Genomic DNA, 24,927 nt, shown 5'->3' on the forward strand with positions numbered 1-24,927 from the left:
CGGGAGAAGGTGCCGGCAGGCGGATGAGGGGCGGCGCTGCCCCCAGAGATTTGCTGTTGCTCAGCAAGCCCTTTCAACCAAATCTCCCTGAATTGGATCTATGTCCTGTGCGCGCCGAAAGCGCGTCCATCCATCACAACAACTTGTTCGGTCACACCAGCTTCACAGTCGCGATGGATATGCCGCGCCGGCTCGGCGTATCGTATCGAAGCCCGAGAAGAGGAGCACTGAGCATGGCCGGCGACCCAAAGGCATCCGCGCAGACAATAGCCGACAACGAAAACGACTCGGGCGGCGAATACCTCGAGGCGGCCACCGTGCCGGAAGATCAGCATGAGGCGGCGGACGAGATCCTCGAAGCGCCGGAGGTGCCGGATTCGGAGCCGCACCTGCCCGGCGCGGCGCGCGCAAAGCCCAAGAAAAAACCGTCGGCGATCAGCGGCCGGAAGTTCCGCAAGCGCGACCTGGTGCGCGTCGACGACCTGAGGCCGAGCCTCGCCGACCGCATCCGCTCCGACCATCCCGACCTGCCGCGCGGCGCCCGCATCAGCCGCGAGGAGCTCGCCCGCTACCGCATGCGCTACATGGAGGAATTGCTGCAGCAGGAGCATGGCGAATTCTCCGAGCTCGACCGCCAGGTGGTGGAATCGATCGCCAGACAGGACACGATCTCGGAGAACTCGGAAGAAGAGTTCGAGGAGCGCCGCTCCTTCGCCGACCGCGTCTCGGACGACATGGCGGCCTTCGGCGGCAGCTGGTGGTTCCTGATCTCGTTCGCGGCGGTGCTTCTGATCTGGATCGGCCTCAACCTCTTCGAGGGCGCGGCCGCCGCCTTTGATCCCTACCCATTCATCCTGCTCAACCTGCTCTTATCCTGCATCGCCGCCATCCAGGCGCCGATCATCATGATGAGCCAGAAGCGGCAGGAAGCGAAGGACCGGCTGCGCTCCTTCAACGACTACCGGGTGAACCTCAAGGCCGAGCTCGAAGTGCGGCATCTGCACGAAAAGCTCGACTACCTGATCTCACGCCAATGGCAGCGCCTGGCCGAGATGCAGCAGATGCAGCTTGATGCCATGCACGAGCTGACCGCGAAGAAGCAGAAGCGGGCGACGCGCGGGGTGCAGCGGAGGGTGGCGAAGAGCGAGGTGGAGGGGTGAGGCTGGCGAGAGCTTGCGCCTGAACAACGCTCGGAAGTCGCGAAGCATTGCCGAAGTGGGGCCGCCGGCCTCCGAGCCTACATCAGTTGGGACCGCTCGCTCTCGACTCCAGCACCTCCATCGGACGAATGCGAGCCTGTCCGCTACGGCGAATATTCCGCCAAGCCAATTGCCCGTTGAAGCCGGCACGCGCTTCCGCTAAGAAGCCGTGGCTGGCCGGCTCACCGGCTGGTTCGTTTTCCGGTTTCCCGGGAAGCACCCGTAGCTCAGCTGGATAGAGCGCTGCCCTCCGAAGGCAGAGGTCACAGGTTCGAATCCTGTCGGGTGCGCCATCTATTGGCACCGCAGGCTGCCGGCACTGGCCGGCTAGGCGACCGCAGTTCCCGCGACGCCGTCCGCGCGCAGCTCGGATCGCGTTGAAGGTCAGCGCACGATGCCGCGGCAGGCCCAGGCGACGCTGGCGAAAGACCTCGGCCCATCGGCACGACCGGCCTCATAGGCATCGCGTACTGCAGCCTCCGTGCGGGTCCGCTCGGCTGCGTCGAGCGTGGTCATATATTTGCCGAGCGGGCCTTCGCCGGCGGCAATCGGCGCCCAGTAGTCGTCGAAATTCTGGTAATCCATGCGGATCATCAGCTCGGTTTCGGTGACGTCGGTCAGGCCCTGTTCGACAAAGGTCCGCTTCATTTCGCCGGGCTGCATCATCGGCTGGAAACAGTAGCGATTGCGCATCTGGCGGCCGCTTTCGCTGAGCGCGGCAACGGTGTCGATCATCATGCGCATGGCCGGCATGCCGCCGAGGTGATCCCACACCACGGCCGCGACCACGCCGCCAGGCCGCGTTACGCGGCGCATCTCGGCCACCGCCTTGCCGGTCTCCGGCACGAAGTGAAGGACCAGCAGCGCCAGCGCACGGTCGAACACATTGTCCTCGAAAGGCAGCGCCGTGGCGTCCGCCTGCTCAATAGTGATGCGCGGATCGGTGTTCCTCTCCTTGGCCGCCGCGACGAAGACGGCTGAGAAGTCGATGGCCTGGATTTCGGCGAGATCGCGCGACTTCGCCAGTTCGAAGGTCAGGCTGCCGGTGCCGCAGCCGACGTCGAGGATCTTCTCGCCGCCGGCCAGGCCGACGAAGTCGATGAACTTGGGCGCGAGCCTGCGGCTCCAGCGGCCCATGAGCTGCTCATAGCCGGATGCCGCGTGAACGGTGAAGCTTGATGTCATCCCGCCCTCCCTTGCTGGTTTCAGCCTAGACCCACGCAGGGACCATGCCAAGCAACGAAACCAGCCGATCGTCCCGAGATCGCACAGGTGGCGTTGGCAGGAGCATACGATGCCGAGACCGAGCGCCAGTCCGCTCTATCGCAACCAGATTGCCGCCGAGCGAGCCCGGATCGCCGAGATGAACGCGCTGGTGAGGGCCTTCCTGTTCCGCCGCCGAATCCAGTCATGGCCCGGCTTTTCGCCGCCGCAAGCGAGGATGCCGCCGTGTTCCGCGGCGTGATCGGATCGCCATGTGCGTTTCGCAGCCGCAGATTACCCAGACCGCATATCGCGGCAAAACTGGCCGAGCTGGGCGGTCGCCCCTTGCCGCCGAATGCCGGCATCATCGATCGCGCGGATGGCATGCCTGCCTGCCGGCCGATCTTGTCGCAGTCCGGATTGGGACTTGTCCGGGACGTCAACGAGCGGAGACTTCGCTCACGCGGGCATCGTTTTGCCGGTCGAAAGCGCTTCGAACACCTCACCGGTTTCGGCCACGAGCGTCTGCATCAATTCGCCCGCAGGAAGCTCCCGGTTCAAGGCGGCCGCCTGCCCATAGAGATGGAAGGCGAAATCTCCTTTTGCACCGGCCTCGCCGAGCGGAGCGCTGAGCGCAACCATTTGCGGGAAGTCGGGGAGGCGCGCCCGGTTCACCTCCATCTCCAAGGCGAAGCGGGTGCGTCTTGCCCGCGCCGCGCGGCCGGTGAAGGCATCGGTGACCATCGTGTCCATGTCCGTGGCGGCGCGGATCAGGGCTCGGCGCGGTCCGTCCGTGCCGGCCTCGTCGCAAGACAGGAAGCCGGTGCCGATCTGCACGCCGCTGGCGCCAAGCGCGAAGGCGGCCGCTATGCCGCGGCCGTCGGCGATGCCTCCGGCGGCAATGACCGGCAGCTTGACGGCATCCACGACCTGGGGAACCAGCGCCAGAGTTCCCACGCCGTCACCGGGACGGTTGGGAGCGTGCGATCCCCGGTGGCCGCCTGCCTCCCAGCCCTGAGCTATGACCGCGTCGGCTCCGCTGTCGGCGAGTTGGCGCGCTTCGGCGACATTCGTCGCGGTGCTGATAACCACGATCCCGGACTCCTTCAACTTGGCGACCGCGGCCGCGTCCGGAATGCCGAAATGGAAGCTGACGACCGGTGGCCGGATCTCGAGCAGCAGTTCAAGCTTTTCATCGTCAAAACCCGGGCCGATCGGCGGAAGCCTCCGCGAGGGTTCGTCGAGCGACAGCTCCTTGTAGTAGGGCCGCAACCTGTCGATGACCTGGGTCAGTACGGCGTCGCTGGTGTCCGGTCTGGGAAAAACAAAGAAATTGAGGTTGAAAGGACGCTCGGTCGAGGCGCGCAGCTGGCGCGCAGCGGTGCGCAAGCCGTCCGGCAGCATCGATGCGCAGCCGAGCGATCCCAGCCCGCCGGCATTGCTCACCGCGGCGGCGAGTTCCGGAGTCGCCGAGCCGGCCATCGGAGCCTGGATGATGGGATGTTCGATCTTTAGGAGATCGCATAAACGACGGTTCGGCCACACGAGCGTTTTTCCTGTGTCGGGAAAGGAACACGCGCAGTCCATCATAGGCCTGGATCAAGACGGGGTCACCGGAATTGTGCGAGGCACGCTCCCACGCTCTCCCGCTCCACCAAGGGGCATTCAAGCTTGGTGATGGGATAGCGGCCGCGGCCGGGCGTCGGCGGTGCCTCCAATTGCTCGATCGCCCACTGGCCCATCGCCAGATGCGGCAGGATCGATGTGGTCAGCGGCGGGAAGAGGTGGCGGGCGATCTCCTCGTCGTCATAGCCGATCACGGAAATGTCGCCGGGGATATGCAGGCCCGCCTCCTTCAGCGCTTCGTAACAGCCGATTGCCGTGCGGTCGTTCTGGCAGAAGATGGCGGTCGGGCGGTCCTTCAGCGCAAGCAGCTTCACCGTCGCGGCATAACCGGCGCTGGCCGACCAGTCGCCCTCCACCACCAGGTCCGGATCGAAGGGGATGTCGGCGGTGGCCAAAGCGCGGCGATAGCCCTTCAGCCGATCCTGCGCCGCCTGCATCCAGGGCTCGCCGGTGATGGTGGCGATGCGGCGGTGGCCGCGGCTGATCAGATGCCGGGTGGAGCTCTGGCCGCCGGCGATCTCGGAAGGCACCACGGCCGGGAAGGCATAATCGGCGGTGTAGCAGTTGAGCAGGATGACCGGAATGTCGAGGCTGTAGAGGAACTCGGGCGCGGTGATCTCGCGGGTGAAGATGGTCATGTAGATCAGCGCCGAGAGGCCGCGCCGGGTGAGCGCCTGGATGGCACGCGGCTCCATGACGGCGTCACCCATGGTCTGCGCCACCAAGAGCACGTTGCCGGCATTCCACGAGGCCTGGCGCGCGCCCTCGATGGCCACAACCGCCTCGGGGCTGGTGGCGAGCTGGTCGACGGCAAAGCCGATGACGCCATCCAGCCCTTCGAAGGGCGTGACGGGCGGACGCAACGCTGAAAAGACCGGCGGCGAATAGCCCAGCGCTCTAGCTGCCTCGATCACGCGGTCGCGCGTCTGCTGCGACAGCCTGATGCCCGGCGAATTGTTGAGCACGAAAGAGACCGTCGCCTGCGAGCAGCCGGCGGCTCTCGCTATATCGGTCATGGTGACCCGGCCCTTGGGCTTGGCCGATGGCTTGCGGCGTCTGGACGTTTGCCGTGGATCGCGCAGTTGCGTCGGTTCGCTCATGGTCGTTCCCAAACCTGCCGGGCTGTTCCGCAAAGCCCGCCACCGAGCGGGTATGCTTATAACTATTACCACTAAAAAGGGCGTTGGCACCAGCCACGGCACGCGGCGACAAAATGGCCAAAAAGGTCAGCAAAGCTGTCAGTTTTCCCGAGTTTTGCCGACCCGACCAGCGCAAATCCTGCTTCCGCCGGCGCCCACCGCGGCACCCGGTTCGCCGTGGCTGGGGCGCCGGTCCGATCCCGCGACTAATACTATTTACTAATATCGGTAAGCGATCTACTGTCAACGCGTCGCCGGGCGAGCCGCGGCGACGGCATCTGGGAGGAGCGCAGGTTCGCTGCCCGGCAATTTGCCGGAAGAGGGCTGCCCTCATCCTCACGAAAATGTCAGACAAATCGGACTATTTACGAACGTCAAATCTGTGTCTAGTGTTTCGGTCGCGGCTGGATCGGCCCCGGACTTAGGTGCCAGACCCTTGAGGAGGAGGGCGTCCAGGCCGCAGCCGAGACAGCAGCGATGAGTTTCAAAAGGGAGGTTGAAGCATGAAATCCATGATACGCAACGCGTCCGTCGCCGCGGCGGCATTGGCTATTGGCCTGACGGCCAGCGCAGCCGTGCGCGCCGACGACAAGCCGACGCTGGCCTTCGTCGTCAACGGCGCGTCAGACTTCTGGAAGGCGGCGGAAGCCGGCGTGAAGAAGGCGCAGGGCGAACTGCCCGACTACAATCTCGAGCTGAAATATCCCGAGCAGTCGTCGGTCGCCATCCAGCAGCGGCTGATGGACGACCTGGTGACGGCCGGCGTGAAGGGCATCATGGTGTCGGCAGTCGACCCCAAGACCTCGACCGACGGGCTGAACAAGATCGCGTCCCAGACCGCTCTGTTCACCACCGATAGCGACGCCCCGCAGACCAAGCGCGTCGCTTATATCGGCTCGTCCAACGTCGATGCCGGCAAGCAGGCGGCCGAGATCGCCAAGAAGGCGATGCCGAACGGCGGCAAGTGCCTGGGCTTCGTCGGCCTGCTCGGCGCCGACAATGCCAAGGAGCGCATCGAGGGCATGAAGGAGGGGCTTGCCGGCAGCAAGATCGAGCTGGTGGACGTGCGGGGCGACGACATCGACCAGGCACGGGCCAAGAAGAATGTCGAGGACGCGCTGGTCGCCAGCCCCGACATCACCTGCATGGTCGGCTTCTACTCATACAATACGCCGCGCATCTATGAGGCGCTTCGCGACGCCGGCAAGCTCGGCCAGATCACCGTCGTCGGCTTCGACGACGATCCGATCACGCTGGGCGGCGTCAAGGAAGGCACGGTGGCCGCGACCGTGGTGCAGCAGCCCTTCGAATGGGCCTATCAGGGCATGAAGCTGATGGCCGCCTACCTCAAGGGCGACAAGTCGGGCATTCCGGCCAACGGCCTGATCATCGTGCCGACCAAGATCATCGGCAAGGACGATGTCGACGCCTATGCCGCCAACCTGAAGGCGATGGCCGGCAAGTAATCGATGCACAGTTGCGCCGGCCCAAGCTTCGCCTTGAGCCGGCGTCCGTATTGACGGGCCGCATGCGGCCCGTCAGTCTGCAGCCCACCGGCTGCCGATAAGCGCGATGAACAATGGCGTGATGAACTATTCCGACCCATCCATCGTCCAGTCCGCTCCGTTCCTGAGCCTCGCGGCCGTGCGCAAGACCTATCCCGGCGTCGTGGCGCTGGACGGGTTCTCGATGGAGGTCAGGCCGGGCGAGGTGATCGGGCTGGTCGGCGAAAACGGCGCCGGCAAATCGACATTGATGAAGATCCTCGGCGGCGTGACGCGGCCGGACAGCGGCACCGTCACCGTCGACGGCGTCGCGCATGACGGCTTGACCGTGGAAGCCAGCATCGGCTCCGGCATCGCCTTCGTGCATCAGGAACTCAACCTGTTCGAAAACCTCGACGTCGCCGCCAACATCTTCTTCGGCCGCGAGCCGCTGAAGGCCGGGCCGCTGAGGCTGGTCGACCGCGCCAAGCTGCGCGAGATGGTGGCGCCGCTCCTGAAACGCGTCGGCGCCAATTTCTCGGCCGACGCGCCGGTCGCCTCGCTGTCGCTGGCGCAGCAGCAGATGGTCGAGATCGCCAAGGCGCTGTCGATCAAGGCGCGGCTGGTGATCCTCGACGAGCCGACCTCCAGCCTGCCGATCGCCGAGACCGAAAAGCTGCTCGACGTGATCAAGGGACTGCGGGCGGAAGGCATCAGCGTCATCTTCATCTCGCACCGCCTGCACGAGGTCGAGCGCGTCGCCGACCGCGTCGTGGTGCTGCGCGACGGCATGCTGGCCGGCACGCTGCCGAAGAGCGACATCAATCACGACCAGATGGTCAAGCTGATGATCGGGCGCATGCTTAAGGAGCGCGAGAAAGCAGCGGAGGCCGGGCGCGCGCCCGGCGGCGTCGCGCTTTCGGCGACAGCGGTGCGCACCAGCGTCTATCCCGACCACCCGGTCGACCTGGCGCTTCGGCGCGGCGAAATCCTCGGGCTTGCCGGCTTGGTCGGCTCCGGCCGCACGGAGCTCGCGCGCGTCCTGTTCGGCATCGACGAGCGGCTCGGCGGCAGTGTCGCGCTGGACGGCAAGGCGCTCAATGTCGGATCGGCCGCCGACGCGGTGGCGAGCGGCATCTTCCTGGTGCCGGAAGACCGCAAGCTGACCGGCATCCTGCTCGATCTCTCGATCGCGCAGAACATTTCGCTACCCAATCTGCCGGCGCATGCGAAGCGCTCGCTGGTGTCGACCAGCGCGGAGCTCGCCACCGCCGAGAAGCAGAAGAGGGATCTCGGCATCAAGGCGCCATCGGTCCTGACCCGCACCGGCACGCTGTCCGGCGGCAACCAGCAGAAGGTGGTTCTGGCCAAATGGCTGGCGATGAACCCCAAGGTGATGATCCTCGACGAGCCGACGCGCGGCATCGATATCGGTGCCAAGGCCGAGATCTACGCGCTGATGCGGGCGCTGGCCGATGCCGGCGTCGCGGTGCTGATGATCTCCAGCGACATGGAAGAGGTGATCGGCGTCTCGGACCGCATCGCGGTCATGCATGAGGGGCAGATCTCCGGCATTCTCGACCGGGACGATTTCAGCCAGGAGAACGTGCTGTTGCTCGCGGTGGGCAAGAAGCCGAAGCTGGCGCAAGCCGCGGGAGGAGCGCAATGAGCAAGAAAGACCTCGGCCTGCTGGTCCTGATCCTGGTGGTCGGTGCGGTGGTCACGGCTATAAATCCGCGCTTCCTGTCGACGATCAATCTCGCCAACACCTCCAACCTGGTCGCGCTGTTCGGCATCCTTTCGATCGGCCAGGCCTTCGTCATTATCACCGGCGGCATCGAGCTTTCGGTCGGTTCGCTGATCGCGCTGCTCGGCACGCTGTTCATCGACTTCATCGCCGTGCGCGAGATGGACTGGCCGTTGGCCTTCGTGCTGATCATCGTGCTCGGCGCCATCATCGGCTTCGTGCATGGCTGGCTGATCACGCGGCTCAAGATGCAGCCCTTCGTGGTGACGCTTTGCGGCCTGCTGATCTACCGCGGCGTCGCCCGCTTCTACACCGCCGACGGCACGGCGGGCTTCGCTTTCGGCCAGAATTTCCCGGATCTCGAATTTCTGACCGCCGGCCGCTCCGGCGGGTTGCCGAATTCCTTCATCGCGCTGATCGTGATCGCCATCGTCATGTGGGTGGTGCTGCACCGCTCGGTGTTCGGACGCTATCTCTATGCCATCGGCAAAAATGAGGAAGCGGCGAAGTATTCGGGCATCCGCACCGGGCGCGTGGTGATCGCGGCATACGTGATCTGCGGTGTGCTGACGGCGCTGTCGGCGATCTACTTCGCCATGTACACGCGCTCGATCTCGCCGGCGAGTCACGGACAGTTCTATGAGCTCTACGCCATCGCCGCGGCGGTGCTTGGCGGCTTCTCGCTGCGCGGCGGCGAGGGCTCGCTGGTAGGCGTCATCCTCGGCACCGTGCTGCTGCAGGAACTGCAAAACCTCGTCAATCTGCTCGGCATCCCGTCCTCCCTGAACTTCGCGGTGATGGGCGGCGTGATCCTGATCGGCGTGCTGGTCGACCAGCAGTGGGGTGTGTTCCGCGCCCGGCGCCGGATGATGGAGGCGTCGCGCCGGAATGTCGCCGGCGCGCCGGCGGAGTAGCTTCCCTCGTCCGATCTCGGCAGGCAGCGGCGCAAATTTCAACTTCGCGTGCTGCACACATTTTTTGGACGTTGGCGCCGACATCAACAAGTCTCGGCTCAACCTCCCACTCGCAAGCCGGCATCACCTGAATCAATACACCTCAGATCATGTCCGAAAGGTCCGAGAACGCCATCGCCTTGCGCAGCACCTCGGCGAAACGCTCGCCGGCGATCTCTCTGGCGCCGCTGTTGTCGATGGAGGTGACGTCCGGCCCGGAAAGCGTCACGCTGGTGCTGCGCGCCAGACGCGCCAGCACCTCGCCGCGCGATTCACGGCCGCGCGCCGCCAGCCGCTCGGCGAGGATCTCCGGCGCCGCGGTGATCTCGACCACCGCCAGGTTTGCATAGCGCTCACGCAGCGCCGGGATGACGGCACGGGAGACGTTGGCCACCGCGACATGACCATTGGCGATCGCCCAATCGACATCGGCCGGCAGGCCATAGCGCAGGCCGTGCGCGTCCCAGCAGATGGCGAAGGCGCCGTCCGCTTCCGCCTCGGCGAAGGCGGCGTCGGCCAGCGTATCGTGGTCCTCACTGGCGGAGTCGCTCGGACGGGTGATGACGCGGCGGACGAACTCCAGCCGCGTCTCGCCGGCAAAATGCGCCTTGGCGTAGCCGATCACCGTGTCCTTGCCGGCGCCGCTCGGCCCGACCACCGCGACGAACACGCCGTTGCGGATCGGAAGGGTCTCGGTGAGCTCGCGTTCGATCAGCGCAGAAACCATCATGCGACGCGCCTGCCCTGACGCCAGACGTTGCGCACGACCGGCACATGCTGGTCGACGCGCACGCGCACGAGGTCGGCGCGCCGGCCGGGCTCGATGACACCGCGATCGCTAAGGCCGACCGCTTCCGCTGGGTTCTTCGAGACCATGGCGACCGCCTGCGGCAGCGAAATGCCTTCCACGACATCGCCGAGGAAGAAGGCGGACTGGATCAGGCTGAAGGGGATATAGTCGGACGACAGGATGTCGAGCAAACCGTCGCCGGCAAGCGAGCGCGCCGACACATTGCCCGAATGCGAGGAGCCGCGCATGACGTTGGGCGCGCCCATCAGCACGCCGAGGCCTGCCGCCTTCGAGGCCCTCGCCGCCTCCTCGGTGGTCGGGAATTCGGCAACGCGCACGCCTTGCTCCACCGCCTCGTCGACATGGCCGGCCGTCGCATCGTCGTGGCTGGCAAGCACGATGCCGCGCTCGCGGCAGGCGGCGGAAATGAAGACGCGGTTCGGCCCGGAATTCTTGGCCGATTCGGCCATACGCTTCGCGCAGAATTTCTGGAAGTCGCGGTCGGTGAGCTTCAGCTTGCGCTGGTAGTAATAGGCGTAGGTCTCGAGATCGACGAACTGGCGCTGGCCCGGCGCATGGTCCATCAGCGAGGCGAGCTTCAACCTGTCGTCGGTCTCAAAATTGGCGAAGGCCTCGAGGCAGTCCGGCGCCGAGACCTCGCAGCGCAGATGGATGAAGTGGTCGGCCCTGAGCCGATCCTGGCGCATGCTGTCCTCGATCGCGTCGGCGAGCTTGCGCACGTCGTCGGACTTCAGGTCGGCATCCTCGTCCATGCCGACACGCAGGGCGTCGAGCACCGTGGTGATGCCGGCGGTCGCCACCTGCGCATCATGGGCGAGCACGGCGGCGATCGGGTTCCAGCGCACTTTCGGACGCGGCGCGTAATGGCCTTCGAGGTGATCGGTGTGCAGCTCGACGAGGCCCGGGATGATGTAGTCGCCGCCCATGTCCTCGCCGGTGCGGGCCGCACCCGGCTCGATCGCGGCGATCAGTCCATCGCGCAGCAGCAGCGAGCCCGCGACGATCTCGTCGGGCAGCACGATGCGGGCATTGTTCAAAACGGTCTCGGCGGTCATTTCAGCAGTCCTATCTGAGGCGGGCGGACATCAGGCGGTTTTTCTGGCCGGGCCGCGTCCAAGCACGTGGTGCGAGAGCACCATGAATGGCGCGCCCGGTTCGGTTTCGACGAACAGCGTCAGCGCATCCACCGGCACCGGACGCGGCAGCACATCCGCGAACAGGCTGTCGATTGCAGCGCGAAGGCGCGGGCTTTCCTGTGGCCCGACCCGTCCGGAGAGCGTCATGTGGAAGCGGAACGTCTCGAAGACGTAGGGATAACCCCACTGGCAGAGGTTGCGAAACTCATCCGGCTTCAGCGAGTCTGGGCTGCGGCGCTCGATCTCGGCCTCGGTCAGCGGCGCGCGGAAGCGGTCGAAAGCGCGCACGACCTCGCCGGCGAAACTGTTGAGCGGCTTGAAAGGACTTTCCGGCACCAGCGCGAAAAAGCCGTCGATCTGGCCGACGACCAGACGCGGGATGACGACTGGTGGCGTGGCCTCGGCGAAATCGTCGAGCGCCGCCCGCAGCGAGGCTTCCGTTTCGCTCGGCGCCAGCCGGAACGGCGCCTTCAGCGTCGCGTGGAAGCCATAGCGCCGTGCCGAGGCGGTGTGGAAGGCAACTTCCGCCGCCGACAGGTCACCCACACCCTCGACCGGCCGCGTCGGCGCGCCGAACGGGTCGCGCCCCAGCCAGTTGGCGGCGATCCGCGCCAGCGGCTCATCCTGCCTCGGGGTAAAGTAAATGGCATAGCGCATCGAAAATCCTCGTCAGACCCGCTGCCATAGGTGGTTTCCATGACGGATTGACGAAGCTTTCATGGGTTTTCGAAGGCAACCCAGGCTCCGGCGGTCCTTAGCCGACGATTTTCCCGAACTGGACCAACAGGTTGAGCGCTATGAAAAATCTCACGCCTTCATCAGCCACTCATGCTCGGCGGCGTTGTGGAATTTCCATGTCCGCTTCGGGCCGGCCATGACGTTGAGATAATAGAGATCGTAGCCGTGGCAGGCCGCACACGGGTGGTAGCCCTTCGGCACCAGCACGACATCGCCGTCCTCGATCGCCATCGCCTCGTCCAGATCGCGCACTCCATTCCTGTCGGCGTCGGTGTAGACGCGCTGGAAGGCGAAACCCTGCGGCGGGTTGAGGCGGTGGTAATAGGTCTCCTCGAGATAGGACTCGGCCGGCAGATTGTCCTGGTCGTGTTTGTGCGGCGGATAGCTGGAGGTATGGCCGCCGGGCGTGATGACCTCGACCACCAGCAGCGAGTCGGCCGGCTTGCCCTCGGGCAGGATGTTGGTGACGTAACGGGTATTGGTGCCCTTGCCGCGCACTTCCTGACCGAGATCGTCGGGCGCAATGACGCGGGCGGGCAGGCCGCCGCCAAGACCGGGCGCCGAGCAGACCGCAAGCTCCAGTTCGGTGTCGGCGGTCACCGACCAGTCGGAGCCTTGCGGCACATAGACCGACCAGGGTTTGCCCTCGAAGGGCGACATGCGCTCACCGAGCAGGCCGAGATCCTTGCCGCCGGCCGCAGCCTGGCCCTTGCCGGTGACGAACACCAGGCAGACCTCGCGCTCGCCCGTCTTGCCGGCGGCCGTCTCGCCCGGCCGCAAGCGGTGGAGATCGAAACCCACGTAAGTCCAGCCCGCGCTTTGCGGGGTGACGTGGGCGACGTGGCCGTGGCCCTTGTCGGCCTTGACGAGCAGTTTCGACATTTTTGTCTCCTGGGTCATTCCTTCGGCTCGGCCGGAGGCTTGGGCTCCTCGGCCGGCTTGTAGAGGTAGAAGAACTGCCACACCGCGTAACCGGCGAAGCCGAGCGCGATTACCCCCCAGAACGGCGTGCCGGAGGCGAATTCGATCACCGACCAGATTAGGCAGACGGCGACGACGGCAATGCGCCGCCACAGCGGTCGGAAGAAGGGGTGCTCATAGTCTTTCATCGCGCCAATCCGGGACTTGTCCAAACGCATCAGATAGACCGAGCGGCCGGACGAATCCACTCGTTTAGGCCGGGAAGCCCTGCGTCTCGACCGTATAGCCGGCGGCCGTCATCACCCGCATCAGCTCCTTATGGCCGACCTCAGCCATCCTCAGCGGCGGGTTCTTTTTCGGATCCTGCTCGGCCTCGACCACGAACCAGCCTTCATAGCCGTAGTCGGCGAAGCGCTGGACGATCGCGCCGAAATCGAGCGAGCCGTCGCCGGGCACGGTGAAGGCGCCGAGCGCGACGGCATCGAGGAAGGACTGTTTCGTGCGGTCGAGCCCGTCGATCACGTTCATGCGCACGTCCTTCACATGGACGTGGTTGATGCGCTTGTGGTGGTTGTCGATGGCGCGCAACACATCGCCGCCGGCGAAGGCGAGGTGGCCGGCATCGAGCAGCAGCGGGATGCCCTCGCCGGAATGATGCATGAAGGAATCGAGTTCCGGCTCGGTCTCGATCACGGCCGCCATGTGATGATGGTAGGAAAGCGGCATACCCTGGTCGGCGCACCATTCGCCGAATTCGGTGACGCGGCGGCCATAGGCCTTCATCTCGTCGCCGGAAAGCCGTGGCTTGGTGGCAAGAGGCTTGGAGCGGTCACCCTGGATGGAGCGGCCGACCTCGCCATAGACGATGCAGGGCGCGTTGACCGCCTTGAACAGGTCGATCATCGGCTGGATGCGATCCTTGTTGCTTGCCAGGTCCTCATCGACCAGCGTGCCGGAGAACCAGCCGCCGCAGAGCGTGACGTCGGCCTCTTTCAGGATCGGCAGCATCACCTTCGGGTCGTTGGGGAAGCGGCGGCCCATCTCCATGCCGGTGAAGCCGGCCGAGCGCGACTGGCGCAAACACTCCTCCAACGACACATCATCGCTCAATTCCACGAGATCGTCGTTCCACCACGCGATGGGAGACATGCCCAGTTTGGCTTTCAAGTCGTCACTCCAGGTTCGGATCGTTCAACTTTCGCTCGTCGGCGCTGCCCTCATCCGCCTGCCGGCACCTTCTCCCTGGAAATGACGGGGAGAAGGGACAGGCTTCAGCGGTGGCGGCCCCCTGCTCCCCGTTCTTCACGGGGAGCAGGGCAAGGGTGAGGGGCAGCGCCAGCTTCAATCACCTAAGCTCTGCATGAGCTTTTTCTCGTCATACGCCTTGCGCGCGGCGTTCACCTGCGGCCGCGACGAGACTTCCGGCACGGCAACATCCCACCAGTGGCCGCCGGCCTCGGTCGACACCAGCGGATCGGTGTCGATGACCAGCACGGTGGTCTTGTCGTGGCCCTTCGCCTTGGCTAGCGCCGTCTCGAGTTCAGCAATCGAGGCCACCTTCTCGGCGACGGCACCGAGGCTTGCCGCATGGGCGACGAAGTCGACGTCGGGCATCACCTCGTGGCGAGCGTCCTTCAAAAGATTGTTGAAGCTGGCGCCGCCGGTCGCCATCTGCAGCCGGTTGATGCAGCCATAGCCGCGATTGTCGAGCAACACGATGGTGAGTTTCAGGCCGAGCATCACCGACGTCGCGATCTCGGAGTTGAGCATCAGATAGGAGCCGTCGCCGACCATGACGACGACTTCCTGGTCGGGTTTCGCCATCTTGACGCCGAGTCCGCCGGCGATCTCGTAGCCCATGGTCGAGAAGCCGTATTCGGCGTGATAGGAACCGGGCGCGCCCGCTTGCCAGAGCTTGTGCAATTCGCCGGGCAGCCCGCCGGCGGCATGCAAAAGCGTGACGCCCGAGCCCATCACGCGTTGCACGGCGCCGATCACCTGCGCGTCGGAGGGATAGGCGGCGTTGGTCGAGGCCGTCACCTTGGCGGCGGCAGCCTGCCATTCCGTCTTGCCCTTCAGCGCATTGTCGGTCCAGGCGGTCGGCGCCTTCCAGCCCTTCAGCGCGGCGGAAAGCTCGGCGAGCCCTTCGGTGGCGTCGGCAACCAGCGGCAGCGCCCAGTGCTTGCCGGCATCGAAGACCTGGGTATTGAGCCCGATGATGGTGCGGCCGGCATTCTTGAACAGCGCCCAGGAGCCGGTGGTGAAGTCCTGCAGCCTGGTGCCGACGGCAAGAACCACATCGGCCTCTTCCGCCAGCCGGTTGGCCGCTGATGTGCCGGTGACGCCGACGGCCGCCATGTTGAGCGGATGATCGTCGGGCAGCGAGGATTTGCCGCCTTGCGTCTCGCAAACCGGAATGCCGGCGCCCTGCACCAGCTTGGCCAGCTCTCCGGAAGCCTGCGAATAGAGGACGCCGCCGCCGGCGATCACCAGCGGCTTCTTGGCGTTCTTCAGGGCCGCGACGGCGACGGCCAGTTCGTTGCGATCCGGGCGCAGCCCGCGCGGCGTCCAGACGCGCTCGGCAAACAGGCTTTCCGGATAATCATAGGCCTCCGCCTGCACGTCCTGGCAGAGCGAAAGCGTGACCGGGCCGCATTCGGCCGGATCGGTCAGCACCTGCATGGCGCGGTTCAGCGCCGGGATGATCTGCTCCGGCCGCGTGATGCGGTCGAAATAGCGCGAGACGGGGCGGAAACAGTCGTTGACGCTCGCCGTGCCGTCGGAGAAATCTTCGGCCTGCTGCAGCACCGGGTCGGGCAAGCGGTTGGCGAAGACATCGCCGGGAAGCAGCAGCACCGGTAGGCGATTGACGTGGGCGAGCGCCGCAGCCGTCACCATGTTGAGCGCGCCGGGGCCGATCGAGGTGGTCGCGGCCATGAAGCGGCGGCGGAAATTCGCCTTGCCGTAAGCAATCGCCGCATGCGCCATCGCCTGCTCGTTATGGGCGCGGAAGGTCGGCAGCTCGTCGCGGACCTGGTAGAGCGCCTCGCCGATGCCGGCGACATTGCCGTGGCCAAAGATCGCCCAGACGCCGCCGAAGATCGGCGCCTTCTTGCCGTCGATCTCGGTCATCTGGCGGCTGAGAAAGCGGGTCAGCGCCTGCGCCATCGTCAGGCGAACGGTGTTGGTCATTGTCGTTTCCTCCGGCTTTCCCTGTGCCGCCTAATATGCTGCCCGTTCTTCTTATGCTGCTTTGCGGCCGCGCGCTGCAAGCCATGCCTCGGTCAATTGCTCGAAGCGCGAGGCCATGTCGGCGACAGCCTCGTCATCCGAGATCTTGCCGGCCAGCCATTGTTCGGCGGCATTGACAAAGATGGTGCGACCGACCGCAAATCCCTTGACGACCGGCGCATTGGCCGTGGCGGCAAAGGCTGCGACCAGCTCGTCCTGCGGCGCCTCCAGACCGAGCAGCACGACGCCGCGGCACCACGGATCGTGCTTGACGATCACCTGCTCTATCCTGGCCCAGGCGCCTGCCGAGGCCTGCGGCTCGAGCTTCCACCAGTCGGGCTTGATGCCCAGCGCATAGAGTTCTTCAAGGGCGTGCGGAATGGTGGTGTCGTCGAGCGTGCCGTGCTTGCCGGCGATGATCTCGACGAGCAGTTCCCTGCCGACTTTCCGCGCCGCCTCGAACAGGGTCCGCAGTTTTTGCTGCTGCTCTGTCTTCAGCGCCTCCGGATCATCCGGATGATAGAAGCAGAGGCACTTGATGCAATGGTCGACCGGCCATTCGGTGAGCTGCGAGCCGATGTCCTGCGAAAACTCGAAGCGCAGCGGCCGCGATCCGGGCAGCTCGACCGGCCGACCTAACCAGGCAAAGGGATGGCGGGCGAACTCGAACATGGCATCGCGGCCGTATTTCTCATCGATCAGCATGCCGTAGCCGTCGCGGCCGGCGGCGACCTTGGCCGCCGCCTTGACGGTGAGCACCTTGAAGTCGGGGACGCGCGAGACATCTGCACCGACCCTGGCGGCGACATCTTCCAGCTGGACGCGATGGTCGCAAGCGAGCGCCATCAGCGAAGGGATGTCGCGCCGGCGCGTCGTCGCCCAGTGGATGTGGTTGATCGCCTCGTCCTTGCGCAGCGCCAGATGCTTGCTGCCGTGCTTCAGAAAGAACTGCAGCTCTTCGAAGGTGGGATATTCCGGCGCGCACAGCAGGCGCGACACGGCGAAGGCGCCGCAGGCATTGGCCCAGGTCGCCGCCGTGGCAAAGCTTTCGCCGCCGAGCCAGCCGCGCAGGAAGCCCGACATGAAGGCGTCGCCGGCGCCGAGCACGTTGTAGATCTCGATCGGGAAGCCCTCGCCGACGACGCCGTCCTCGAGGTCGTCGCTGATCGGCCCGTCATAGACGATGCAGCCTTTGGCACCGCGCTTGAGCACGATGGTAGCGGCCGACAGCGTGCGGATCGTCTTAAGCGCGCTCAGACAATCGTCGGCGCCGGAGGCGATCATGATTTCCTCCTCGGTGCCGACGATGAGGTCGCAATCGGGCAGCACCGTCTTCAGCTGCGCCGAGACCCGGTCCGACTTGACGTAGCGCTCGAAGCCCTCGGCATGGCCGGCGAGCCCCCAGAGGTTCGGGCGGTAGTCGATGTCGAACACGACCTTGCCGCCCTTGGCCTTCACCAAACGGATCGCCTTGCGCTGTGCGGCATCCGAGTTGGGACGCGAGAAATGGGTGCCGGTGACGACCACGGCGCGCGCCGAGGCGATGAAAGCCTCGTCGATGTCCGCTTCGGCGAGCGCCATATCGGCGCAATCCGAACGATAAAAAATCATCGGCGAGACGCCTTCGTCCTCGACGGAAAGCAGCACCAGCGCCGTCAGCCGTTCCTTGTCGGTCTTCAGGCCGTCGACCGAGACGCCCTCACGCCTGAGCTGCTCGCGGATGAAACGGCCCATCTGCTCGTCGCCGACGCGAGTGAGCAGCGCCGAGCGCAGGCCGAGCCTTGCCGTGCCGACGGAGATATTGGCCGGGCAGCCGCCGACCGACTTGGCGAAGGAGGTTATGTCCTCCAGACGCGAGAAGATCTGCTGGCCGTAGAGATCGACAGAGGCGCGGCCGATCGTGATGACGTCGAGCGGCGGATATTTCGCTTCCACGGCTTCGCTCATTCGAACCTCCCATCGGCTTTGTTGTGCAGAGCAGCGTCCTTTTGGGCAGCACGCGCGAACGGCGGCGTGACACCGTCAATATGAAATAATAATTCCAATCCATAGTCAATATGGAATGAGTGTTCCCTGATGGAAAAACGCCCGTTCGGGGCCGCTCAGGCCTTGCGCTTGCGGCCGGCGTCGCGCCGCTTTTCGCCGACGGCAACGGTCAGCGCCATGGCAAGCGCCATCGTTGCCGACAAAGAGCGGAAGCCGCCGAAATCGGATTCGGCCACCTCGAACCAGACCTTGGCGAATTGGGCGAGCGGCGAGAACGAGCTGTCGGTGATGGCGACGATGGGCACGCCCTGCTCGGCGATCGAGCGCGTCTCCTCGATGGTCGCAGGCGCGTAAGGCGAGAAGCTGATGGCGATGACGGCGTCGCGCGGCGTGGCGAAGCCGATCATCTCGGCATTCAAGCCCGCGGCCGACTCGATCAGTTGGTTGCGGATCTTGAGCTTGCCAAGCGCGTAGGCGATGTAGGAGGCGACCGGATAGGAGCGGCGCTTGGCCAGCACATAGATTGTCTCGGCCTTTGCCAGCAGCGTGATCGCCTGTTCGAAATGCGCATCGTTCAGCGCGCGCGAAATGTCGCTGAGCGAGGTGCTGGCGGCAGCCACGAAGCCGTCGAAGATCGCCCGGTGTCCAGCGCCTTCCTCGGCCTTGGCGCGCAGTGCCGCCAACCGCTCGTCATAGGAGGAATTGCGTTCGCGCAGCCGCTCGCGAAACACCTGCTGCAGGCTGGTGAAACCGTCGAAGCCGAGCTGCTGGGCGAAGCGGATCAGCGTCGAGGGCTGGACGCCGGCGGAAGCCGCGATACTCGCCGCCGTGCCGAAGGCGATGTCGTCGGGATTGTCCAGCGCATAGGCGGCGATCTGCGCGATGCGCTTGGGCAGACTGGTGCGCCGCTCCAGGATCGTCGTGCGCAAGGTCTCGAAATCGCGAGGCACCCGTCCGTCCATCGTCGCTCCGCCTACGGCCATGCTGGTGTTCCCTCTCCTGCCTCATCATAGCGGTTTCGCGCAAGAACACCATAAAAAATGATTTGGACGTTCCATTCTCGGCTGAAATGGATTAATTCATCCATGCGAATTCTTCCCCTTCAGCGGAGACAATCGACATGGTCGGAGTGGGCCTCATCGGCACGGGCTTCATGGGCAAGTGCCACGCCATTGCCTGGAACGCGGTCGGCACCGTCTTTCCCGATGTCGAGAAGGCGAGGCTGGTGCATCTGGGTGAGGTCAATGACGAGCTTGCAAAGCGCAAAGCGGCCGAGTTCGGCTTCACTCGAGGCTCGGGCGACTGGCGTGCCGTCGTCAACGATCCGGAGGTCGATGTCGTGTCGCTGACCACGCCCAATCAGTTCCATCCGGAAATGGCGATCGCCATCCTCGAAGCCGGCAAGCACCTGTGGTGCGAGAAGCCGATGGCACCGAGTTTTGCCGAGGCCGAGGCGATGGCAAAGGCAGCGACCAAAACCGGCAAGGCTGCCGTGCTCGGCTACAACTACATTCAGAACCCGGCCATCCGCCATATCGGCGCGTTGCTCGAGGAAAAGATCATCGGCGACGTCAATCTCGTTCGCATCGAGATGGACGAGGATTTCATGGCCGATCCCGAGGCGCTGTTCTTCTGGAAGCATGAGGCGGCTTCCGGTTATGGCGCGCTCGACGATTTCGCGGTGCATCCGCTGTCGCTGATCAAAGTGCTGTTCGGCCGCGTCGCTCGCGTCATGTGCGACATGGCGAAACCCTATGCCGACCGGCGCGTCGCCTCCGGCGGCCGCCGTGCGGTCGAGACCTACGATATCGCCAGTGTTCTGATGCATCTGGAGAACGGTGTCGCCGGTACGCTGCTGGTCAACCGCTCGGCCTGGGGCCGCAAGGGCCGTATCGCCCTCCAGATCTTCGGCTCGAAAGGCTCGATCCTCTACGACCAGGAGCGAATGAACGAGTTCCAACTTTATCTGACCGCCGACCGGCCGACCGAGCAGGGCTACCGCACGATCCTGCTGGCGCCGCACCACAAGCCCTACGATTCCTTCGTGCCGGCGCCCGGCCACGGCCTCGGCTTCAACGACCTTAAGATCATCGAATGCCGCGAGCTTTTGATGCGGATCGCCGGCAAGCCGGCGCGGACCATCGACTTCGACGAGGGGCTGGAGATCGAGCGGACCGTGCATGCGATGGCGCGTTCGTTCCAGGAACAGCGCTGGGTGGATGTGAGGTGAGCTGGCCCCCCTTCAGGTGCCGGCGGCGGCTGCTGCATTGATCTCCCAGCCGTCCACCCAAACCTGCCGCAGTTGATCGCCTTCGCCTTTGAACCATAGGCCGGTCGGCTGGCAATCCTCGATGCGGTCGCTGCGGAAATTGCGGATGGCCTGGCGCAGTTCGCACCAAGCGACGATGTTGGCGGTCTCGGCGTAGTAGATCAGCGCGATCGGACGGACGATACGCTGTGTGTCGCGGCCGGCTTCGTCGCGGTAGGCGAGGTCGAGCTTCTCCTCGTCGCGGATGGCGCGGCGCACCAGCGCCAGATCGACCGCCGCGGCCGCAGGCGAAAAACCCCAGGCATGAAGAGCGTTGGCGTCGAGCGTCTGGCGCAAGGGCGGTGGCACGGCGCCGGCGATCTTCGCGCCGACGCGCTTTGCCGCCTGCTTGAGCTCGTCGTCGCCGGTGCGTTCGAGCAGCGCCAGCGACAGCACGATCGCCTCCATCTCCTCGATCGAAAACATCAGCGGCGGCAGGTCGAAGCCGGGGCGCAGGATATAGCCTATGCCGCGCCCGCCCTCGATCGGCACCCGCATCGCCTGCAGCGCTGCGATATCGCGATAGACCGAGCGCACCGTCACTTCCAGCTGCTCGGCGATCGTCGCCGCGGTCACCGGCTTCTTGGCCAGCCGCAGGATCTGGATGATTTCGAACAGGCGCGAGGCCTTGCGCATTTTTCCACTCGATCGAAACGCAACTGACACACCCCCGTCAGTTGGGATGACCTATAGGGCCGCGCATCAGTTTGAAAATCAACAGATTCCTCAGCGTCCTTGGCGGGCGCTGCGACAGGCAACTGACATGAGTTACACGGAAAATCTCTGGCTATTCTTCATCCTGCTGTTCGGCATCATCGCCGTTCCAGGCATGGACATGCTGTTCGTGCTGACCAATGCGCTGACCGGGGGGCGCGACAGGGGGCTGGCGGCGACCGGCGGCATTATGCTCGGCGGCGTAGTGCATACGTTGAACGGGGCGATCGGCGTCGGGCTGCTGATTCATTTCGTGCCGGTCCTGTTCAAACCGCTGCTGATCGCCGGCGCCGCTTACATGGCCTATATCGGAATTTCGCTGATGCGCAGCTCGATCACCGTCAGCGATGACGGGCCCGCCGGCAGCCGCTCCGCCTGGAAAGCCTTTCGCCAGGGATTGGTCACCTGCCTGATCAACCCCAAGGCCTATCTGTTTATCCTTGCCGTCTATCCGCAGTTCCTGAAGCCGGTTTACGGTCCGATCTGGATGCAGGCGACCATCATGGGACTGCTGACTGTCGTCACACAAGCAGGAATCTACGGCGGCCTCGCCATCACCGCCGGGCGCAGCCGGGCGCTTCTGGTCGGCAATCCGCGGGCAACGGTCATTGCCGGCCGTGCGGCCGGGCTGCTTCTATTCGCGGTCTCGGTATTCACCGCATGGGAGGGGCTGGGGGCCGCGTGAACGCCGCCCTCGCCAGGGTTGTCAGGCGGCGCCCTGACGGGTGGCGAGCAGTTCGCGCTTCACCGACCGGCGCCACTCGACGGCGCCGGCAAGTCCGTGCAGCACCGTTTCGGTGGTCGCCCAATCGATGCAGCCGTCGGTGATGCTCTGGCCGTAGGTGAGCTGCTTGCTGGGCACGACGTCCTGACGGCCCGCGACGAGATTGCTCTCGATCATGACTCCGATGATGCGCTCGTCGCCCGCTGCGACCTGGCCCGCCACGTCGTGCGCGACTTTCGGCTGGTTCTCCGGCTTCTTGCCGCTGTTGGCGTGGCTGACATCGATCATCAGGCGCGGCGCGATGCCGATGCGGCCGAGCTCCGCGGCGGCCGCGTCGACGCTTGCCGTGTCGTAGTTCGGCGCTACGCCGCCACGCAGAATGACATGGCAGTCTTCGTTGCCGGTCGTCGCCGCGATCGCGCTGCGGCCGCCCTTGGTCACCGCCATGAAATGATGCGGCTGCGCAGCGGACTTCACCGCCTCGCCGGCGATTCTCAGATTGCCGTCGGTGCCGTTCTTGAAGCCGACCGGGCAAGAGAGGCCCGACGCCAGCTCGCGGTGGATCTGGCTTTCGGTCGTGCGCGCGCCGATGGCGCCCCAGGCGACGAGGTCGGCGATGTATTGCGGCGTCGTCATGTCGAGGAATTCGGTCGCCGCCGGCAGGCCGAGATTGTTGACGGCGGAAAGCACGTTGCGCGCCATCCGCAAGCCTTTGTCGATGTTGAAGCTGCCGTCGAGGTCGGGATCGTTGATCAGGCCCTTCCAGCCAACCGTGGTGCGCGGCTTCTCGAAATAGACGCGCATGACGATCTCGAGCCGGTCGGCCAGGGCCTCGCGCAGCGCCGCCAGACGGCTGGCGTAGTCCACGGCGGCGACCGGATCGTGGATGGAACAAGGGCCGACGATGACGACCAGTCGATCGTCGGCCCCGGTCAGGATGGAATGGATGGCGTTGCGTGACGCAGCAACGGTGCGCGTCGCCGTGAGCGAGCGCGGTATCTCGCGCATCACGTCGTCCGGCGTGCTCAGGACTTTGAGTTCCTTGACCCGTAGGTCGTCTGTGGTGGTCAACACGGCTTTCTGCTCCTGGTTAGGAGACCTGCCGGCTGAAACGAAAAAGCCGCCAGGTCTGGCGGCTTTTCGGATTAGATGCTGCAATCTTCAGATCGAGCGCAATCCTCCCGCCGCCAGCGAGCTACCGTAGCTAAAGTACCAAAACGAGGCGGTCAGGTGGATCATGCGGCTCATATAGTCGATGCCGAGGCGCTTGTCACGTCCCCATGAAGCTAAGCATTTGCTTGGTTTGCGCCGTGCTCCGTGGCCTCGGGAAAAATAGAGCATCATGCAGCGGTTCACGGTTCATGCAGACCATGGATCGAAAAGTTCGATTGCAAAGCCTTCGAAATCCTTCGAATTACGCGTTGCCAAGGTGAGCTGCTTCGCAATCGCGGTGGCGGCGATCAGACCGTCCATCGACGACAGACCGCGACCGCGGCGCTTGGCAATGCCCATCAGGTCGCCCCAGGCCAAGGCAACGGCTTCGTCCACCGGCAAAACCCTTTGCTCGAAGCGCTGCGGCAAATCTCGAGCGAGCCATTCGGCCAGTGCCTCTCGTTTGCGGCCCTCATCCATGAGGGAAACGCCGCGCCGGATCTCGGCGATCGACACGACGCTGATGAATGATCGATCCTCATCAAGCCCGTCCAGCCACTTTAGAACGCCTACATCCGGCGCCGGCCTCGTCACCTCTGACAGGACATTGGTATCGAGCAGAAGCCTCAAAGCGGCTGATCACGCGGTTCGTCGGGTTGACGCTCAAGGTCGAGATCGGCGCCGCGCAGCGGCGACTCCAGGAGGAACTCCGCAAGCGTTCCTTTGCGGGCGGTCTTCCGCCGCCATTCCTCTGCGGACACGACGACAACGCTTGGTTTGCCGTTACGGGTGATCGTCTGAGGCGAAGATTGCGCCCGATCTATTACCTCCGAGAGCCGGGCCTTTGCCCCAGCGACCGTCCAGCTCGTATCTTCTTTCGGTCCGGGCAGCATCTCAATCTCATGACTACTCTGACCATCTTGACTATACCGGAATAGCGATGCTGCGGCAACAGGGGCTCTCAGGGGCCGCGTACCTTTGGGCGCACGAGGCTGATCACATCTCCACCCATAGCTGGCCGGCTTCTGGCGTAAGGCTACTCGTGTCACTACTCCCCGATCACGCCAGCTATGTTTTGATCATAATCAACCAGCGAGCCGGTCATGACGCCGGCCTGCGGGCTGAGCATATAGGTGATCAGCCGGGCAAGCTGCGCCGGCTTGACCAACTGGCCCATCGGCTGCGCGGCCTCGGCCTTTTCCAGCCAGTCGTCCGGCGCATCGTGCCACTTCTTCTGCACGATCGCCTCGCCCTCGGTATCCATCCAGCCGGGCAGCACCGCGTTGCAGCGGATGCGGTTTTTCCGGTAGGAGCTGGCGACATTCTTGGTCAGCGTCATCAGCGCGCCCTTGCTGGTCGAATAGGGCGTCAGGAAGGACTGGCCGGCATGCGCCGACATCGACAGCACGTTGACGATCGAGCCCGGCGCCCTGCGCTCCAGGAGATGCGCGACGAGGCCTTGCATCAGGAAAAAGGGGCCGCGCACATTAGTGTCGAAGATCTGGTCGAAAAGCTCTTCCGATGTCTCGACCAACGAGCCGCGGGCCGAAGTGGCGGCGGCGTTGACCAGCGCGTTCAAAGTGCCGAAATGCGCGAGCGCCGTTGCGACGGCGCGCTTGCAGTCGGCGACCTTGGCGACATCGGCGCTGATGAAGATGGCATCGACACCGTTCTTCTTGAGCGCTGCGACCGCCTTGTCACCTTTGTCCTGCGAGCGGCCGACCAGCGCCAGCGCGCGGCAACCCTCGTCGGCCAAGGCTTCCGCCACGGCGAAGCCGATGCCCTGCGCGCCGCCGGTGACGATGGCGCGCGTTTCTGAATTGCGACCGGCTAGACCGTTCATCGCTCTGGCTCC

25 protein-coding genes and 1 tRNA gene are annotated in these 24,927 nt (G+C 64.9%); 8 read left to right on the forward strand and 18 right to left on the reverse strand.

Going from position 1 to position 24,927, the window contains the following annotated elements; genetic code table 11:
* The first annotated feature begins 233 nt into the window (after positions 1-233).
* Both P9254_RS12395 and P9254_RS12400 read left to right on the forward strand, forming a co-directional pair.
* Positions 234-1,160: a DUF1003 domain-containing protein gene (locus tag P9254_RS12395; protein WP_095827255.1), complete on the forward strand. Its 927-nt coding sequence runs from the start codon at positions 234-236 to the stop codon at positions 1,158-1,160.
* Positions 1,161-1,415: 255 nt separating this feature from the next.
* Positions 1,416-1,492: transfer RNA gene (locus tag P9254_RS12400), tRNA-Arg, on the forward strand.
* Between the two features lie 91 nt (positions 1,493-1,583).
* Here P9254_RS12400 and P9254_RS12405 read toward each other — a convergent pair.
* Positions 1,584-2,384 carry a class I SAM-dependent methyltransferase gene (locus tag P9254_RS12405; RefSeq protein WP_278052264.1) on the reverse strand — a complete coding sequence of 267 codons (801 nt, stop codon included), beginning with the start codon at positions 2,382-2,384 and terminating at the stop codon, positions 1,584-1,586.
* A gap of 109 nt (positions 2,385-2,493) precedes the next feature.
* Between P9254_RS12405 and P9254_RS12410 the strand changes: the two genes are divergently transcribed.
* On the forward strand, positions 2,494-2,664 hold the full coding sequence (locus P9254_RS12410) for a hypothetical protein (protein WP_164746699.1): 171 nt from the start codon (positions 2,494-2,496) through the stop codon (positions 2,662-2,664).
* A gap of 197 nt (positions 2,665-2,861) precedes the next feature.
* Here the strand turns inward: P9254_RS12410 and P9254_RS12415 are convergent, their stop codons facing one another.
* Positions 2,862-3,992 (reverse strand): NAD(P)H-dependent flavin oxidoreductase, encoded by a 1,131-nt coding sequence (locus P9254_RS12415; RefSeq protein WP_278054983.1) that lies wholly within the window; start codon positions 3,990-3,992, stop codon positions 2,862-2,864.
* A gap of 20 nt (positions 3,993-4,012) precedes the next feature.
* Positions 4,013-5,128: a LacI family DNA-binding transcriptional regulator gene (locus P9254_RS12420; protein WP_067323938.1), complete on the reverse strand. Its 1,116-nt coding sequence runs from the start codon at positions 5,126-5,128 to the stop codon at positions 4,013-4,015.
* Between the two features lie 542 nt (positions 5,129-5,670).
* Between P9254_RS12420 and P9254_RS12425 the strand changes: the two genes are divergently transcribed.
* The 3 genes from P9254_RS12425 to P9254_RS12435 all read left to right on the forward strand — a co-directional run bounded on the left by P9254_RS12425 (position 5,671) and on the right by P9254_RS12435 (position 9,312).
* Positions 5,671-6,633: a sugar-binding protein gene (locus P9254_RS12425; protein WP_067323936.1), complete on the forward strand. Its 963-nt coding sequence runs from the start codon at positions 5,671-5,673 to the stop codon at positions 6,631-6,633.
* A 121-nt stretch (positions 6,634-6,754) separates the two neighbouring features.
* The gene (locus P9254_RS12430; protein ID WP_278055210.1) at positions 6,755-8,320 is read left to right on the forward strand and encodes a sugar ABC transporter ATP-binding protein; all 1,566 of its coding nucleotides are present in this window, start codon (positions 6,755-6,757) and stop codon (positions 8,318-8,320) included.
* Positions 8,317-9,312, forward strand: coding sequence for an ABC transporter permease (locus P9254_RS12435; RefSeq protein WP_067323934.1), 996 nt, complete (start codon positions 8,317-8,319; stop codon positions 9,310-9,312). The genes P9254_RS12430 and P9254_RS12435 overlap by 4 nt, the downstream gene beginning before the upstream one ends.
* A gap of 142 nt (positions 9,313-9,454) precedes the next feature.
* On the opposite strand, the gene phnN is transcribed toward P9254_RS12435, so the two are convergent.
* From phnN to P9254_RS12480, 9 genes are all read right to left on the reverse strand, one after another.
* Positions 9,455-10,081, reverse strand: coding sequence for a phosphonate metabolism protein/1,5-bisphosphokinase (PRPP-forming) PhnN (gene phnN / locus P9254_RS12440; protein WP_176478990.1), 627 nt, complete (start codon positions 10,079-10,081; stop codon positions 9,455-9,457).
* Positions 10,078-11,217, reverse strand: a complete 1,140-nt coding sequence (locus P9254_RS12445; protein WP_127324197.1) for an alpha-D-ribose 1-methylphosphonate 5-triphosphate diphosphatase — start codon at positions 11,215-11,217, stop codon at positions 10,078-10,080. The genes phnN and P9254_RS12445 overlap by 4 nt, the downstream gene beginning before the upstream one ends.
* 30 nt (positions 11,218-11,247) lie before the next feature.
* Positions 11,248-11,955 carry a DUF1045 domain-containing protein gene (locus P9254_RS12450; RefSeq protein ID WP_127240031.1) on the reverse strand — a complete coding sequence of 236 codons (708 nt, stop codon included), beginning with the start codon at positions 11,953-11,955 and terminating at the stop codon, positions 11,248-11,250.
* Positions 11,956-12,105: 150 nt separating this feature from the next.
* Entirely contained in the window at positions 12,106-12,918 is an 813-nt protein-coding gene (gene iolB, locus P9254_RS12455) for a 5-deoxy-glucuronate isomerase (protein WP_127240032.1), read from the reverse strand.
* Positions 12,919-12,932: 14 nt separating this feature from the next.
* Positions 12,933-13,145, reverse strand: coding sequence for a hypothetical protein (locus P9254_RS12460; RefSeq protein WP_067003268.1), 213 nt, complete (start codon positions 13,143-13,145; stop codon positions 12,933-12,935).
* A 64-nt stretch (positions 13,146-13,209) separates the two neighbouring features.
* Positions 13,210-14,124 carry a myo-inosose-2 dehydratase gene (gene iolE / locus P9254_RS12465; RefSeq protein WP_095799076.1) on the reverse strand — a complete coding sequence of 305 codons (915 nt, stop codon included), beginning with the start codon at positions 14,122-14,124 and terminating at the stop codon, positions 13,210-13,212.
* A 174-nt stretch (positions 14,125-14,298) separates the two neighbouring features.
* The gene (gene iolD, locus P9254_RS12470) at positions 14,299-16,149 is read right to left on the reverse strand and encodes a 3D-(3,5/4)-trihydroxycyclohexane-1,2-dione acylhydrolase (decyclizing) (RefSeq protein ID WP_278054985.1); all 1,851 of its coding nucleotides are present in this window, start codon (positions 16,147-16,149) and stop codon (positions 14,299-14,301) included.
* Positions 16,150-16,200: 51 nt separating this feature from the next.
* The gene (locus P9254_RS12475; protein WP_278054986.1) at positions 16,201-18,135 is read right to left on the reverse strand and encodes a bifunctional 5-dehydro-2-deoxygluconokinase/5-dehydro-2-deoxyphosphogluconate aldolase; all 1,935 of its coding nucleotides are present in this window, start codon (positions 18,133-18,135) and stop codon (positions 16,201-16,203) included.
* Positions 18,136-18,290: 155 nt separating this feature from the next.
* Positions 18,291-19,136, reverse strand: a complete 846-nt coding sequence (locus P9254_RS12480) for a MurR/RpiR family transcriptional regulator (protein WP_067323921.1) — start codon at positions 19,134-19,136, stop codon at positions 18,291-18,293.
* Positions 19,137-19,294: 158 nt separating this feature from the next.
* Here P9254_RS12480 and P9254_RS12485 point away from each other — a divergent pair, with 158 nt between their 5' ends.
* Complete coding sequence (locus P9254_RS12485) at positions 19,295-20,404, forward strand: Gfo/Idh/MocA family protein (RefSeq protein ID WP_278054987.1); 1,110 nt, start codon at positions 19,295-19,297, stop codon at positions 20,402-20,404.
* A 12-nt stretch (positions 20,405-20,416) separates the two neighbouring features.
* Here P9254_RS12485 and P9254_RS12490 read toward each other — a convergent pair whose 3' ends face one another.
* Positions 20,417-21,118: a helix-turn-helix transcriptional regulator gene (locus tag P9254_RS12490; protein ID WP_095782142.1), complete on the reverse strand. Its 702-nt coding sequence runs from the start codon at positions 21,116-21,118 to the stop codon at positions 20,417-20,419.
* 127 nt (positions 21,119-21,245) lie between these two features.
* Here P9254_RS12490 and P9254_RS12495 point away from each other — a divergent pair, with 127 nt between their 5' ends.
* Positions 21,246-21,881, forward strand: coding sequence for a LysE family translocator (locus P9254_RS12495; RefSeq protein WP_278054988.1), 636 nt, complete (start codon positions 21,246-21,248; stop codon positions 21,879-21,881).
* 21 nt (positions 21,882-21,902) lie between these two features.
* Here the strand turns inward: P9254_RS12495 and P9254_RS12500 are convergent, their stop codons facing one another.
* The 5 genes from P9254_RS12500 to P9254_RS12520 form a co-directional block, all read right to left on the reverse strand.
* Entirely contained in the window at positions 21,903-22,994 is a 1,092-nt protein-coding gene (locus P9254_RS12500) for a 3-deoxy-7-phosphoheptulonate synthase (protein WP_127240036.1), read from the reverse strand.
* An 87-nt stretch (positions 22,995-23,081) separates the two neighbouring features.
* Positions 23,082-23,264, reverse strand: a complete 183-nt coding sequence (locus P9254_RS12505) for a hypothetical protein (RefSeq protein WP_127240037.1) — start codon at positions 23,262-23,264, stop codon at positions 23,082-23,084.
* 15 nt (positions 23,265-23,279) lie between these two features.
* On the reverse strand, positions 23,280-23,702 hold the full coding sequence (locus P9254_RS12510; RefSeq protein ID WP_127240038.1) for a type II toxin-antitoxin system VapC family toxin: 423 nt from the start codon (positions 23,700-23,702) through the stop codon (positions 23,280-23,282).
* Positions 23,699-23,965 (reverse strand): type II toxin-antitoxin system Phd/YefM family antitoxin, encoded by a 267-nt coding sequence (locus P9254_RS12515; RefSeq protein WP_067323907.1) that lies wholly within the window; start codon positions 23,963-23,965, stop codon positions 23,699-23,701. Before P9254_RS12515 ends, P9254_RS12510 begins: the two co-directional genes overlap by 4 nt.
* A gap of 155 nt (positions 23,966-24,120) precedes the next feature.
* Positions 24,121-24,915, reverse strand: a complete 795-nt coding sequence (locus tag P9254_RS12520) for an SDR family oxidoreductase (RefSeq protein WP_095825527.1) — start codon at positions 24,913-24,915, stop codon at positions 24,121-24,123.
* Positions 24,916-24,927 lie beyond the last annotated feature (12 nt).

This window comes from Mesorhizobium sp. WSM4983 (genome assembly GCF_029625765.1).
Lineage (GTDB): Bacteria > Pseudomonadota > Alphaproteobacteria > Rhizobiales > Rhizobiaceae > Mesorhizobium.

Excerpts from the sequence above, each read along its gene's own strand:
- P9254_RS12395 (WP_095827255.1), top strand. The coding sequence starts at position 234 with ATGGCCGGCGACCCAAAGGCATCCGCGCAGACAATAGCCGACAACGAA.
- P9254_RS12405 (WP_278052264.1), bottom strand. The coding sequence starts at position 2,384 with ATGACATCAAGCTTCACCGTTCACGCGGCATCCGGCTATGAGCAGCTC.
- P9254_RS12410 (WP_164746699.1), top strand. The coding sequence starts at position 2,494 with ATGCCGAGACCGAGCGCCAGTCCGCTCTATCGCAACCAGATTGCCGCC.
- P9254_RS12415 (WP_278054983.1), bottom strand. The coding sequence starts at position 3,992 with ATGATGGACTGCGCGTGTTCCTTTCCCGACACAGGAAAAACGCTCGTG.
- P9254_RS12420 (WP_067323938.1), bottom strand. The coding sequence starts at position 5,128 with ATGAGCGAACCGACGCAACTGCGCGATCCACGGCAAACGTCCAGACGC.
- P9254_RS12425 (WP_067323936.1), top strand. The coding sequence starts at position 5,671 with ATGAAATCCATGATACGCAACGCGTCCGTCGCCGCGGCGGCATTGGCT.
- P9254_RS12430 (WP_278055210.1), top strand. The coding sequence starts at position 6,755 with ATGAACTATTCCGACCCATCCATCGTCCAGTCCGCTCCGTTCCTGAGC.
- P9254_RS12435 (WP_067323934.1), top strand. The coding sequence starts at position 8,317 with ATGAGCAAGAAAGACCTCGGCCTGCTGGTCCTGATCCTGGTGGTCGGT.
- phnN (WP_176478990.1), bottom strand. The coding sequence starts at position 10,081 with ATGATGGTTTCTGCGCTGATCGAACGCGAGCTCACCGAGACCCTTCCG.
- P9254_RS12445 (WP_127324197.1), bottom strand. The coding sequence starts at position 11,217 with ATGACCGCCGAGACCGTTTTGAACAATGCCCGCATCGTGCTGCCCGAC.
- P9254_RS12450 (WP_127240031.1), bottom strand. The coding sequence starts at position 11,955 with ATGCGCTATGCCATTTACTTTACCCCGAGGCAGGATGAGCCGCTGGCG.
- iolB (WP_127240032.1), bottom strand. The coding sequence starts at position 12,918 with ATGTCGAAACTGCTCGTCAAGGCCGACAAGGGCCACGGCCACGTCGCC.
- P9254_RS12460 (WP_067003268.1), bottom strand. The coding sequence starts at position 13,145 with ATGAAAGACTATGAGCACCCCTTCTTCCGACCGCTGTGGCGGCGCATT.
- iolD (WP_278054985.1), bottom strand. The coding sequence starts at position 16,149 with ATGACCAACACCGTTCGCCTGACGATGGCGCAGGCGCTGACCCGCTTT.
- P9254_RS12475 (WP_278054986.1), bottom strand. The coding sequence starts at position 18,135 with ATGAGCGAAGCCGTGGAAGCGAAATATCCGCCGCTCGACGTCATCACG.
- P9254_RS12480 (WP_067323921.1), bottom strand. The coding sequence starts at position 19,136 with ATGGACGGACGGGTGCCTCGCGATTTCGAGACCTTGCGCACGACGATC.
- P9254_RS12485 (WP_278054987.1), top strand. The coding sequence starts at position 19,295 with ATGGTCGGAGTGGGCCTCATCGGCACGGGCTTCATGGGCAAGTGCCAC.
- P9254_RS12490 (WP_095782142.1), bottom strand. The coding sequence starts at position 21,118 with ATGCGCAAGGCCTCGCGCCTGTTCGAAATCATCCAGATCCTGCGGCTG.
- P9254_RS12495 (WP_278054988.1), top strand. The coding sequence starts at position 21,246 with ATGAGTTACACGGAAAATCTCTGGCTATTCTTCATCCTGCTGTTCGGC.
- P9254_RS12505 (WP_127240037.1), bottom strand. The coding sequence starts at position 23,264 with ATGATGCTCTATTTTTCCCGAGGCCACGGAGCACGGCGCAAACCAAGC.
- P9254_RS12515 (WP_067323907.1), bottom strand. The coding sequence starts at position 23,965 with ATGCTGCCCGGACCGAAAGAAGATACGAGCTGGACGGTCGCTGGGGCA.
- P9254_RS12520 (WP_095825527.1), bottom strand. The coding sequence starts at position 24,915 with ATGAACGGTCTAGCCGGTCGCAATTCAGAAACGCGCGCCATCGTCACC.